The organism is Xenorhabdus beddingii (assembly GCF_002127545.1).
GTDB lineage: Bacteria > Pseudomonadota > Gammaproteobacteria > Enterobacterales > Enterobacteriaceae > Xenorhabdus > Xenorhabdus beddingii.
The window spans coordinates 25,122-37,005 of the sequence record NZ_MUBK01000001.1 but is presented as its reverse complement, the minus strand read 5'-3'; the positions used below and the strand labels follow the sequence as shown (position 1 = coordinate 37,005).

Genomic DNA, 11,884 nt, shown 5'->3' with positions numbered 1-11,884 from the left:
TTCAAATAAATGGTAAGTGGCTTAAAACCACTATCTTCAGAGTGAATATTGTGATTTATGATTTCCATTTGGAAATCATATTCCTGTGGTGTTATAGTCATTACAACACTTTCCTAAGAGATGAACTCCAGTGAATAAAATACAAAACACAGGTAATGATATGTACTTAGATCAGGTTGATTCACCTGATAAAAAAAACAACTTGAGTTTTAAACTTGTCCTTGTGTTGGGCATGTTAAGCGCGATTGGCGCGCTTTCAACCGATATGTATCTGCCGCTGTTTCCTTCCATTTCACAGACCCTCAATACCACTCAAGCCGGTGTCCAATTAAGCCTCACTTCATTTATGGCGGGGCTGGCGATTGGGCAACTTATCATTGGCCCCTGGTCGGATAAAGTGGGCAGGAGGAATCTATTATTAGGCGGCATGGTTTTACTGACCATTGCATCTGTTGCTTGTGCACTTTCTCCCAATATTGAATTGTTAGTTGTCAGCCGATTTTTTCAGGGTGCGGGAGGCGCGGCGGGTATTGTTCTGACGCGGGCTATTGTCTCTGATCTTAGCGTTGGTAATACGGCCGCTTACTATTTTAATTTAATTCTGGCCATACAAGGCGTCGCACCTATTATTGCGCCTTTAATCGGGGGAGCGGTTGCCTATTTCCCGTGGCCGGTTGTCTTTATCGTGATGGGCATCACCTCATTGATACTCACTATTTTAACTTTTATTTATGTTCCGGAAAGTTTGCCCAATAAGCCAGAGAAGAAAGATAAGAAGAATAATTTCGTCACCCTGTTTTTCAGCCTATTTAAAAACAGACTCTACATGGGATACACGTTGATCTTCTCAGCCACTTTCGGAGCGCTGTTTGCCTATATTTCATCATCACCTTTTATCTATCAAACAATGTTCAAATTTACACCCACCTCTTTTGCTTTAATATTCGCGATCAACGCGGGAATTATGATGTTGAGTAGTATATTGAGTGCGCGATGGGTTGTACGGTTCGGCGCTAAAAAATTGATGATTCTTGGGGTGGTGACGACTTTCATTCTGGCTTGTCTGTTGTTGGTTGTCAGTTATCTTGACGCCTATCAAATGGCGCTAACCATCGTCATTTTCACGATGCTCATGTTCACGATGGCATTGGTGTTTGGTAATGCGGCCAGCCTGGCATTAACCTCTGTCCCTAATGTCAGGGGTGCCGGGTCTGCCACTCTTGGCGCGCTTCAGTTTGGTGCCGCTTCTTTGACCGCATTTTTGACGGGTCTCGGGCAATCGATATCCCTGTTTCCAGTTTCTGTTGTCATCATTGGGTGTGGAATTATCAGTGTTTTTTCTTTGATGTTAATCCGCATAAGGTAATCGCTGTATGAAAGATCTTGCAAAAAATTCTATTGAGATTTGTAACGCCCGACAAAATAATCTCAAAAGTATTAGCCTGAGGATCCCCAAGAATGTGATCACTGTATTTACGGGGGTTTCGGGGTCAGGAAAAAGTTCTCTTGTATTTGACACCATTGCCGCAGAATCGCAGAGACAACTGAATGATACTTTCCCGCCTTATATCCGGAATCGGTTACCTTATTATGGTCAGCCCGATGTTGATGAGATACATAATCTCACAACGGCCATTATCATTAACCAAAAACGCATTGGTGAGAATGTCCGTTCTACTGTGGGTACTGCATCAGACATCTATACTCTGCTCCGACTCTTATTTTCCAGAATAGGTCACCCCTTTGTCGGGTATTCCAACCTGTTTTCTTTTAACCATCCATCAGGTATGTGCCCTCGATGTGAAGGGTTGGGAATTGTGAATACAATAGATGTTGAAAAACTGGTTAATAAGAACAAATCGCTGAATGAAGGCGCTATTGAATACGGCACATTCGCGCCGGGGACTTGGCGATGGCGCCGATATGTTCACTCAGGGTTATTTGATAATGACAAGAAAATTGTCGATTATACACCGGAGGAACGTCAGCTTTTACTCTATGCAGAAAATGTAGCCCCTAACACCCCTTCCCCGGACTGGCCTAAATCTGCCCGATTTGAAGGCATTATTACCCGATTTATCCGAAGCTACCTTGTTAAGGACAACAAAGAACACAAAAATGAAGAATTTAAGCGAATGGTTTCAATGAAACAGTGTCCTGTTTGCCTCGGACAACGGCTTAATAAACAGATCCTGTCGTGTTTGATTCAAGGTAAAAGTATCGGTGATTGCGTAGATATGCCAATTATCGAGCTGACGCAATTTATAAGGAGTTTGGATGAACGGGTGGTGCACACGCTGACGGATGCTTTGACGGAACGCTTAACAGCCATGTGCTCTGTTGGTTTGGGCTATTTAAATCTTAATCGCTCAACAACAACGTTGTCTGGAGGAGAATCTCAACGGTTAAAAATGGTGCGTCATTTAGGCAGTAGTCTGACTGGAATGACTTATATTATTGATGAACCTAGTACGGGTTTGCATCCTGCCGATGTTAAAAAACTCAACACCATGATTCAGCAATTATGTGACAAAGGCAACACCATATTAATGGTTGAGCATGATCCCGATATGATTAAAATCGCAGATCATGTGATTGATTTAGGACCGGGCGCAGGAGATAAAGGGGGAGAAATTACTTATCAAGGCGACATTGATGGTTTACGTACTTCGGGTACATTAACAGGGAAGCACCTGTTCCAAAAGACCAAATTCAATCGAAATCCCAAAGCGGCTGTCGACTATATACACATCAAAAACGCGAGCCTGCATAACCTCCAGAATATTTCTATCGATATCCCGATGGGAATAATGCTTGCTGTGAGCGGTGTCGCCGGTTCAGGAAAAAGCTCCCTGATTATAGGAGAAGTTGTTCCTAAGTGTAAAAATGCCGTTGTTATCGATCAGAAACCGATCCAACGCTCAAAACGTTCCCATATTGCATCATGGAGTGGCATTTTTGACGCTATCCGGGAACGGTTTGCCCACGCCAATAAAGTCGATAGATCTTGGTTTTCCTCAAATTCCAAAGGAGGATGCTCAGAGTGTCACGGCTTAGGGGTGATTGAAACTGATTTAGCTTTTATGGATTCGGTTACGTTGCCTTGCGAAGCCTGCCGGGGTCAAAAATATAATAAAACAGCCTTATGTTACAAATACAAAGGCAAAACCATTGTTGACCTGATGAATATGAGTATTGAACAGGCTGTTGCGTTTTTTAACGGGGATAACGATATTTCCCCAACGTTAGTTCATCTCCGGGATGTCGGGTTGGGGTATATGCGCCTGGGTGAGTCTCTTGATCATTTATCAGGAGGAGAATGCCAAAGACTGAAACTGGCATCGTACCTTAGCAATAAAGGGAATGTGTATATCTTTGATGAACCCACAACGGGGCTTCATCCTTCAGATGTCGCTGTGCTTATTGTTCTGTTTCGCCGCTTGGTTGAGCAAGGAAACTCCGTGATCGTCATTGAGCACAATATCGAGATGATCGCAGAATCGGACTGGATTATTGACCTGGGGGAAGGCGCTGGGACTGACGGGGGACGAATTATGTTCAGCGGAACGCCACAAGCGATGATTGAAAAAGGTAACTCATTGACGGCTGAACATTTACGTTATTCTACCTATTTGAGTTGATAAAAAAATGAGTATTCTGCCAATGATATTTTTTTGCCATACTTGATCTTCCATCACTCCTGTGTACTGTAAGAGTGTTTTTTTGAACAGGAACCTATGTTGTTCCGATGGGGTTTATATAGCCAATAACGGCACCCAGGGAAGATAGGTTCCAACAATCATGGTGGACTTTGTATGGAAGAGATCAATCTGTCAAATGAGATTGATAAAGCAGCAGGCTGGTTTGCCAGCAATCAGGATCTATTGATTCAGTATGCGGTGAATATGGTATCTGCCATCCTGATCCTTATCGTTGGCTTATTTATCGCCAAGATGGTCAGTAAAGCTGTTAAGCGGATTATGTCATTGCGTGGTATTGATACGACTATCTCTGACTTTTTATCCGCGATTGTTCGTTATGCGGTCATTGCGTTTACAATTATTGCCGTGCTTGGAAAACTGGGCATTCAGACTGCATCTGTGATTGCAGTCATCGGTGCTGCGGGTTTAGCGGTAGGTCTGGCCTTGCAAGGCTCGCTGTCTAATTTTGCCGCCGGGGTTCTGCTGGTGCTGTTCCGTCCACTTCGTACCGGTGAATATGTCATTATCGGTGCCGTGGAAGGAACTGTTGTACAAGTGCAGATTTTCTCTACAACATTGCGCACGGCCGATGATCGTATTGTTGTGATCCCCAATGGTAAAATTATCGCGGACAACATTATCAATACCAGTCGTGAACCTAACCGCCGTACTCAAATTGTGGTTGGGGTGGCGTACAATGCGGATATTGATGAAGTGAAAAAAGTGTTGGGTGATGTGATTCAAGCGGATCAACGCATTCAACATGAAAAAGGCGTCACTATACGCCTGCATGAAATGGCTCCCTCATCGCTGAATTTTATTGTGCGTGTATGGACGACCAATGGTGATGCCTGGAGTGTGTACTGGGATTTGATGGAAAACTTTAAGCGCACTTTGGATAAACACAATATCGGTATTCCATTCCCACAGATGGATATTTATCTGCATCAGCAGCAAGCTGCTCTCCAGACAAAAACCGACGAATAATGAAAAGATCCGGGTGTGAGCATTTCTTTGCTCACACCAAATTCAACGGCCACTCCGATGACGCTCCCTATTGCCCATTAATTTCCCTAATGATGAATAAGAATTATTCATTTTCACTAATATACCCTATTGCCTAATATGCATTGATACCGTAACCCACTGAATCACTATCAGGAATTTTTGCATGTTTTCAACATTGATACAGGGCTTCTTTCTCAGTGCTGCGCTGATCCTTCCCCTTGGGCCACAAAATGTGTTTGTGATGCAGCAGGGGAGCAGAAAGCAGTTTCATTTAATGAGTGCAACGTTATGTGCCATGAGTGATGCGGTTCTCATTATGGCGGGAATATTTGGTGGCAGTGCTTTACTTGGGCAATCGACATTTTTGTTGCAAGCCGTGACATGGGGAGGTGTTGTCTTTTTACTATGGTACGGTTGGGGCGCTTTTCGGACCGCGCTATCGGCAGAAGTCGAACTTTCCTGTGCTGACAATATTGTCCAAAGCCGTTGGCGAGTCATTATGGCTCTCTTTGCAGTAACCTGGCTGAATCCCCATGTTTATCTGGATACCTTTGTCGTGTTGGGAAGCATAGGCGGGCAGTTATCCAGTGAGCTTAGGCCGTGGTTTACCCTCGGAGCCGTGATGGCATCAATCAGTTGGTTTTTTGCATTGTCATTTTTGGCTGCATGGTTCTCACCGGTCCTTAATCAGCCCCGATCACAACGTATTATCAATGTTTTTGTGGGTTGTGTGATGTGGTACATCGCTTGGGGTTTAATGAAGCAAGGATTACAGATTTTTACTGATTTTAATACTTCTTCATAAATAGTGTGCTAATGTTTCTGAAAAGCACCTTACTCATGTCGATTTGCTGTATTTGAAGGAGGTTTTGTGAAACATAAATCACTGGTACTGGCCGCGATGATGGCTCTGGGAAGCCTCTCTGCCATGACAGCTTCCGCTGCTGAATTGCCATCTGTCCCGCATATTTCTACCTCTGGTAACGCGGTAATTAAAGCCACACCCGATATGGCTACGTTAATAATCCATGTCAGTGAAACGCAAAAGAACGCGGCAGATGCAAAGAAAAAAGTGGATGAGCGGGTCGCGAAATATTTTGATTTTCTGAAAAACAATAGCATTGAAAAGAAAGATATTGATGCGGCTAATTTGCGTACACAGCCAGAATATCAATATGAGCAGAAGACGGGTAAATCAACCATCACCGGTTACAGAGCTTCGCGTTCGGTTGAAGTGAAAGTTCACAAATTGGATCAACTGAATGCTTTATTGGATGGAGCGCTAAAAGCAGGGTTGAATGAAATTAATTCAGTGCAGTTCAGCGTTGAGAACCCACAGCGTTATCGCGATGAAGCCAGACAAAAAGCGATTGAAAATGCAATTCAGCAAGCGACTGCGCTGGCAAAAGGGTTCAATAGTAAGTTAGGCCCTGTCTATAGCATCAATTACCAAGCCCCTGAAGCCGTGCCCGCGCCAATGAGCCGCCTGAAATACCAGACAGCTCTGATGGCCGCGTCAGCCTCAGAATCCGCCAGTGAAACTTATGAACCACAGAACATTGAATTTTCAGATCACGTTGATGCGGTTTTCGAATTACAGCGTTAATTAATTTCATCTTCCTGACGTAACATCTGACGTCCTAGTGCCAGCAGGGCGTCAGTAACTTTCCTCATCGCTCCGCTTTCCGGGGCAAAGCGATGCCAATACAGCATACGGCGTTGATACAGCCCTGGGGTTAAATCCACTAACTCACCTGCACGCAACTCTTTGTTGATTTGTAAATGCGGGATCATGCAGCACGTCGAACCCTGTTTGGCCAATTGGACAAACGCTTCAGAAGAATTCACGATATGGCAGGGGACACTCCCCGGAGGTAAATCAAAGTTCTGCTGCAAGAATGCCTGATGCATATCATCCAGATGATCAAATGCAACAGCCGGTGCTTTCAGCAATGCCGGACGGGTGACGCCATGTGGGAAGAAACGTTCTGCAAACCCGGGAGAAGCCACAAACAGATAATCGAGCGCACCTAACTTATCAACAAGACAGCTTGGCAGGGGCTGAGGTTGAATACTGATTGCCCCGACAACTTCACCACGTCGTAAACGTTCTTGAGTTCGGGTTTCATCTTCCACTTGAATATTTAGCCGAATGGGTAAATCGGACAAAACGGGATGAAGTGCCGGTAAAAGCCAGGTTGCCAGGCTATCTGCATTCACCGCAAGGGAAAGCAACAACGGGATATCATTACCGTTCTCGTCACCGAGCCATTGCGCTTCCAGCAATTCTACCTGATGTAATAGCGCGAGTAGCTTTTGCCCTTGTTCCGTGGGACGGGGAGGAACGGTACGCACCAATAATGGTTGACCAAACATATTTTCTAATTGTTTGATTCGCTGGGATACCGCAGATTGGGTGATACAAAGTTTTTGTGCCGCCCGTTCGAAACCACGTTCTCGGATCACTGCATCTAATGCTTGTAGGGATCGGTAATCAGGACGTTTCATTGAAAATAAGATTCTCCGTTTTTACTCTTTTTGTGGGGATATGTGGCCTGAGTAGCACTATTTGCTTGAGTAGCACTATTTGCTTGAGTGGCACTATTTGCTTGAGTGGCACTATTTGCTTGAGTGGCACTATTTGCTTGAGTGGCACTATTTGCTTGAGTGGCACTATTTGCTCGAGTAGCACTATGCCATATTTTTTCATAGAGCGAGGCAATATTGTTTATACTAGCCGTCAGATTTTTCCTTGTAACTGATTATAGGCTGTGATTGATATGACTCAGGACGAACTGAAAAAAGCAGTAGGTTGGGCAGCACTGGAATACGTCAAACCCGGCACCATCGTTGGTGTTGGTACAGGCTCAACGGCAGCGCATTTTATTGATGCGTTAGGCACTATCAAAGATAACATTGAAGGGGCAGTGTCCAGCTCAGAAGCCTCTACTGAAAAACTGAAAAGTCTCGGCATTCCGGTATTTGACTGCAATGATGTTGACACTTTGGATATTTATGTTGATGGCGCTGATGAAATTAACGGTCAGATGCAGATGATCAAAGGCGGTGGTGCAGCATTAACCCGTGAAAAAATCATTGCCGCTGTTGCAAAGAAATTCATCTGTATTATTGATTCGTCTAAGCAAGTCGATGTATTGGGAAAATTCCCACTGCCCGTTGAGGTTATCCCAATGGCGCGTACTTATGTTGCCCGTGAACTGGAAAAGTTGGGAGGCACTCCGGTTTATCGTGAAAATGTGCTGACTGATAATGGTAATGACATCTTGGATGTCCACAACCTTTCGATTGCTGAACCTGCTGAGTTAGAAGATAAAATCAATGGGATCGCGGGTGTGGTAACCGTGGGTCTTTTTGCTAATCGAGGGGCTGATGTTGTGCTGGTGGGGAGTGCGGACGGCGTCAAAACGATCAAACAGTAAGCGTTTGTTGGGGGCGGATTATTCTGCCCCAAAATATTTTTGTATTTATTAAAAAAATAATTTTGGTGATATGTATCACTTTTCCGCCTAAAAAAACTCAAAATTCTGCTTTTGCCTTGTAACTAATTATTTTACTTCGATTAACAACTTATTTACTGTTTCTTATTCTGTTATACAAGTAAACGATTGTATTGCCGTTATCGTTTTTTTTGTTATTTTAGTGGAATCTATAGGCGTTATGAAGTTAGTACAACTAGGGCGGGCAAATGGTTAAGGTATCTTTAGAAAAGGATAAGATTAAATTTCTGCTACTGGAAGGCGTTCATCAAAGCACAGTAGACAAACTGAAAGCGGCTGGATACAGCAATATTGAATATCATAAAGGTGCATTGGAACCCGAAGAGTTAAAAGAAGCAATTCGTGATGCCCGATTTGTGGGGATTCGTTCCCGTACTCAGTTGACTGAGGAAATTTTTGCAGCAGCGGAAAAATTGGTTGCTGTGGGATGTTTTTGTATTGGCACTAACCAAGTTAGCCTGACGGCCGCAGCAAAACGCGGTATTCCTGTCTTTAATGCCCCCTTTTCCAATACCCGTTCAGTCGCTGAAATGGTATTGGGGGAATTGCTGTTGTTATTGCGCCGTATTCCAGAGGCGAATGCAAAAGCCCATAATGGCGTGTGGGATAAGCAAGCAAAAGGCTGTTATGAGGCTCGCGGAAAAAAACTGGGAATTATTGGTTATGGCCATATTGGTACACAGCTTGGTATTCTGGCTGAAAGTGTCGGTCTGAACGTTTATTTCTATGATATTGAAAATAAATTACCATTGGGTAACGCACAGCAAGTTCATCATTTATCTGAATTGTTAAATATGAGTGACGTGGTGAGTTTGCATGTTCCTGAAACGGCATCAACTAAAAATATGATTGGCGCCGCAGAACTGGAACTCATGAAACCCGGTTCAATTTTGATCAATGCGTCACGGGGCACGGTGATAGACATTCCTGCTTTAAGTGAAGCCTTGGAAATTGGGCACCTTGCCGGCGCGGCGATTGATGTCTTCCCAGAAGAGCCGGCAACGAACAGTGAACCGTTCATCTCACCCCTGATAAAGTTTGATAACGTATTGCTGACTCCACACATCGGGGGATCGACTCAGGAAGCCCAAGAAAATATTGGCGCGGAGGTCGCAGGCAAGCTGGTGAAATACTCTGACAACGGTTCTACGCTGTCTGCGGTTAATTTTCCAGAGGTTTCATTGCCTGTTCATGCCAAGGATACCAACCGATTGCTTCATATCCATGAAAACCGCCCCGGGATCTTAACCAGCATCAACCAAGTGTTTACTGATCAGGAAATCAATATCGAAGCACAATATTTGCGGACTGAAAGAGATATTGGTTATGTGGTTATCGATATCACCACACAGAACCCATCTCAGGCCGAACTGGTATTGCAACAATTGAAAGCCTTGCCTGGTACGATCCGTTCTCGGCTGCTTTACTAAGTGAAATGGGGGCTATTGAACAAACAATAGCCCCTGTGAATGATTCAACGGCTTACGTCCATTGCCATACTTTTTCGGGAGTCATGATTTCTGGCAAAGGAATATCCCAACTTGCACTGGGTAATGTTTCAACGTGTTGTAAATCGTGTGCCAGCCCAATCGGATAGAAATTCTGCTGTTGCCAGTTTGCGAGCGTCCTATCGTAGAATCCTCCCCCCATTCCCAAACGTTGCCCCGCACAATCGAATGCAACTAACGGGATGAACATGATATCAAGCTCAGAAACAGGCAAAACCTGCCGGACATCCAACGGAGGTTCTTCTATATTGAATTGATTCCGGATCAGCGGGGTATCAGCGCTGTGACGCAGGAAAAGTAGGTGATGACGACTGAAAGGATGCAAGACTGGCAAATAGACGTGTTTATTTTGTTGCCAAAGTTGTTGAATTAATGGGCGTGTATCTAATTCCCCGTCAAAAGAGAGATACAGGGCAATTTTTTGGGCTGATAAAATTTTGGGGTGAGCCATGACCTGTTTGGCTGCTTGCAGGGCAAATTGCGCTTGTTGCTCAGGGGATAAACTTTGACGTAGTTTGCGAATTTTTTTTCGAATGGATTTACGGAGAGAAAAGAAAGAATCTGATTGCATAGTACCTGCCTGTTTAACGCAGAAAAGGATACAAAACAGATAAAATTAGAGTTCTCCAAGATGCCGTTGCAGGTGGTAACCCTTGAACCCTTGGTTCAAGGTGAACGTGGAGTCGTTTCTATTAGGCTTCTTGGTCCAGGCCAAGCATGCTCACAAGAAACAGAGCACCACATTCTATCGGTATGAAATATCGGCTCAGGGGACTTCCCTGCTCACGCACACCTCAGAGAATATTTTTTTGCCGCTTAAAACATCTAAATAGGCTCTAAGCAACGCTATAAAGCCTATTGTATGGAACTAAATGAAGAAAGCAACTGCTTATATTAATCTATAGTGACTACTGCCTGATTTATCAACAAGAGCGAGTTTATTGACGGGTAGGAGCATCAGGTCATTTTACCTGTTCTAACTTTTATTTTGTTCTAACAATGCGTTTTCAATGGTCTGCTGGAGCATTTTGATTTTTTGTTCCATATTGTAGGCATAGTCACGGGTTTTCATCTTTTCCTGTGCTAACTCGTGACAGACATTCAGTGCCACAATAAAAACCAGTTGCTCAGTGTTAGTGACTCTGGTGCGTTCTTTGAGGTTTTGTAAACGTAGATCAAGCTCCTCAGCCGCAGCTTGCAATGCTTCTATCTGCTCTGGTGGACAATTGACACGTAATGACCGCCCAAAAATCTGAATATCTACTGGTTGTGCAGACATGACACCTTCCTGATTTATTACTGCGCCGATACCTTGATTCTGACATATCCCCTTCATCTTTCAAATTGGTGCTTTATTGGCTGAGTTGCAACTTGAAATCTATTGGGTATAAAGTAAATTCTGGTATAAAAACAAGGCCGACACCAATCATTACTGTACAATACCAAAAGCTCCCCCTCCTCAATATCGGTGTATGCTGTCTGGTATAGCGACTCCCCTTGATGGTAGCATAGCATGAACTTATATCGCCAACGATGATCAATATACATGTCTATACAAAACTCATTACCTAATTATCAGTCATTTGATGAAATTTTGCATCAACAGTCCGTTGCGCTGACCGCCGCCGAAATGCACGGCTTAATCAGTGGATTACTATGTGGTGGAAATCATGATAGTAGCTGGCAAACATTGGTGCATGATCTCGCGAATGATGGTCTGGCATTTTCTCAGGTTTTGTCCCTGCCACTCAGGGAATTGTACGAAACGACCTTTGAATCTCTGGATGACAGCAATTTTGTGTTTAAGCTGCTGCTTCCTGATGAAGAGGCCGGGGTTTTTGAATGTGCAGATGCGTTGGCGGGATGGGTAAACCATTTCTTATTGGGATTGGGGGTTGCAAATCCCAAATTGACAGAAAAGCCAGAAATTAAAGAAATTGTCACCGACTTGCGTAATATCGGCATGCTGGGATATGACGAAAGCGAAGATCAGGAAGAATTGTCCCAAGCTCTTGAGGAAGTTCTGGAATATGTTCGTGTTGCAGTCCAACTCTGTTATATCGCTTTGATAATACCGAAAACCTCAGGTAGTGCAAAAAATGAAAAGCCAACACTGCACTGATGAGTGATATACCTGATAGGTTTCAAG

General features: G+C 44.0%; 11 protein-coding genes and 1 other RNA gene. 8 read left to right on the top strand and 4 right to left on the bottom strand.

Going from position 1 to position 11,884, the window contains the following annotated elements; all coding sequences use genetic code 11:
- The first annotated feature begins 160 nt into the window (after window positions 1-160).
- From Xbed_RS00180 to Xbed_RS00160, 5 genes are all read left to right on the top strand, one after another.
- Window positions 161-1,366 (top strand): multidrug effflux MFS transporter, encoded by a 1,206-nt coding sequence (locus Xbed_RS00180; RefSeq protein WP_244182368.1) that lies wholly within the window; start codon window positions 161-163, stop codon window positions 1,364-1,366.
- A 7-nt stretch (window positions 1,367-1,373) separates the two neighbouring features.
- Window positions 1,374-3,641, top strand: a complete 2,268-nt coding sequence (locus Xbed_RS00175; RefSeq protein WP_086110940.1) for an ATP-binding cassette domain-containing protein — start codon at window positions 1,374-1,376, stop codon at window positions 3,639-3,641.
- Between the two features lie 174 nt (window positions 3,642-3,815).
- Window positions 3,816-4,688 carry a small-conductance mechanosensitive channel MscS gene (mscS, locus tag Xbed_RS00170; RefSeq protein ID WP_086110939.1) on the top strand — a complete coding sequence of 291 codons (873 nt, stop codon included), beginning with the start codon at window positions 3,816-3,818 and terminating at the stop codon, window positions 4,686-4,688.
- Between the two features lie 184 nt (window positions 4,689-4,872).
- Window positions 4,873-5,514 (top strand): arginine exporter ArgO, encoded by a 642-nt coding sequence (gene argO / locus Xbed_RS00165; protein WP_086110938.1) that lies wholly within the window; start codon window positions 4,873-4,875, stop codon window positions 5,512-5,514.
- A 66-nt stretch (window positions 5,515-5,580) separates the two neighbouring features.
- The gene (locus tag Xbed_RS00160; protein WP_086110937.1) at window positions 5,581-6,315 is read left to right on the top strand and encodes an oxidative stress defense protein; all 735 of its coding nucleotides are present in this window, start codon (window positions 5,581-5,583) and stop codon (window positions 6,313-6,315) included.
- Here the strand turns inward: Xbed_RS00160 and Xbed_RS00155 are convergent.
- Entirely contained in the window at window positions 6,312-7,217 is a 906-nt protein-coding gene (locus Xbed_RS00155; protein WP_086110936.1) for a LysR family transcriptional regulator ArgP, read from the bottom strand. The two genes, Xbed_RS00160 and Xbed_RS00155, sit on opposite strands and share 4 nt — an antisense overlap.
- A gap of 272 nt (window positions 7,218-7,489) precedes the next feature.
- On the opposite strand from Xbed_RS00155, the gene rpiA reads away from it, so the two are divergent.
- Window positions 7,490-8,149, top strand: a complete 660-nt coding sequence (rpiA, locus tag Xbed_RS00145; RefSeq protein WP_086110934.1) for a ribose-5-phosphate isomerase RpiA — start codon at window positions 7,490-7,492, stop codon at window positions 8,147-8,149.
- A gap of 266 nt (window positions 8,150-8,415) precedes the next feature.
- Window positions 8,416-9,657, top strand: a complete 1,242-nt coding sequence (gene serA, locus Xbed_RS00135) for a phosphoglycerate dehydrogenase (protein ID WP_086110933.1) — start codon at window positions 8,416-8,418, stop codon at window positions 9,655-9,657.
- Between the two features lie 52 nt (window positions 9,658-9,709).
- Here the strand turns inward: serA and Xbed_RS00130 are convergent, their stop codons facing one another.
- The 3 genes from Xbed_RS00130 to zapA form a co-directional block, all read right to left on the bottom strand.
- Window positions 9,710-10,306: a 5-formyltetrahydrofolate cyclo-ligase gene (locus tag Xbed_RS00130; RefSeq protein WP_086110932.1), complete on the bottom strand. Its 597-nt coding sequence runs from the start codon at window positions 10,304-10,306 to the stop codon at window positions 9,710-9,712.
- Window positions 10,307-10,354: 48 nt separating this feature from the next.
- Window positions 10,355-10,539, bottom strand: a non-coding RNA gene (ssrS, locus tag Xbed_RS00125) — 6S RNA.
- Between the two features lie 172 nt (window positions 10,540-10,711).
- Window positions 10,712-11,014 (bottom strand): cell division protein ZapA, encoded by a 303-nt coding sequence (gene zapA / locus Xbed_RS00120; protein ID WP_086110931.1) that lies wholly within the window; start codon window positions 11,012-11,014, stop codon window positions 10,712-10,714.
- 267 nt (window positions 11,015-11,281) lie between these two features.
- On the opposite strand from zapA, the gene Xbed_RS00115 reads away from it, so the two are divergent.
- Window positions 11,282-11,857, top strand: a complete 576-nt coding sequence (locus Xbed_RS00115; RefSeq protein ID WP_086110930.1) for a YecA/YgfB family protein — start codon at window positions 11,282-11,284, stop codon at window positions 11,855-11,857.
- The last annotated feature ends 27 nt before the right edge of the window (window positions 11,858-11,884 follow it).

What these genes read in the sequence shown, in the direction of transcription:
- Xbed_RS00175 (WP_086110940.1), top strand. Translation starts at nt 1,374, where the DNA reads ATGAAAGATCTTGCAAAAAATTCTATTGAGATTTGTAACGCCCGACAA.
- mscS (WP_086110939.1), top strand. Translation starts at nt 3,816, where the DNA reads ATGGAAGAGATCAATCTGTCAAATGAGATTGATAAAGCAGCAGGCTGG.
- serA (WP_086110933.1), top strand. Translation starts at nt 8,416, where the DNA reads ATGGTTAAGGTATCTTTAGAAAAGGATAAGATTAAATTTCTGCTACTG.
- Xbed_RS00180 (WP_244182368.1), top strand. Translation starts at nt 161, where the DNA reads ATGTACTTAGATCAGGTTGATTCACCTGATAAAAAAAACAACTTGAGT.
- Xbed_RS00130 (WP_086110932.1), bottom strand. Translation starts at nt 10,306, where the DNA reads ATGCAATCAGATTCTTTCTTTTCTCTCCGTAAATCCATTCGAAAAAAA.
- rpiA (WP_086110934.1), top strand. Translation starts at nt 7,490, where the DNA reads ATGACTCAGGACGAACTGAAAAAAGCAGTAGGTTGGGCAGCACTGGAA.
- argO (WP_086110938.1), top strand. Translation starts at nt 4,873, where the DNA reads ATGTTTTCAACATTGATACAGGGCTTCTTTCTCAGTGCTGCGCTGATC.
- zapA (WP_086110931.1), bottom strand. Translation starts at nt 11,014, where the DNA reads ATGTCTGCACAACCAGTAGATATTCAGATTTTTGGGCGGTCATTACGT.
- Xbed_RS00115 (WP_086110930.1), top strand. Translation starts at nt 11,282, where the DNA reads ATGTCTATACAAAACTCATTACCTAATTATCAGTCATTTGATGAAATT.
- Xbed_RS00155 (WP_086110936.1), bottom strand. Translation starts at nt 7,217, where the DNA reads ATGAAACGTCCTGATTACCGATCCCTACAAGCATTAGATGCAGTGATC.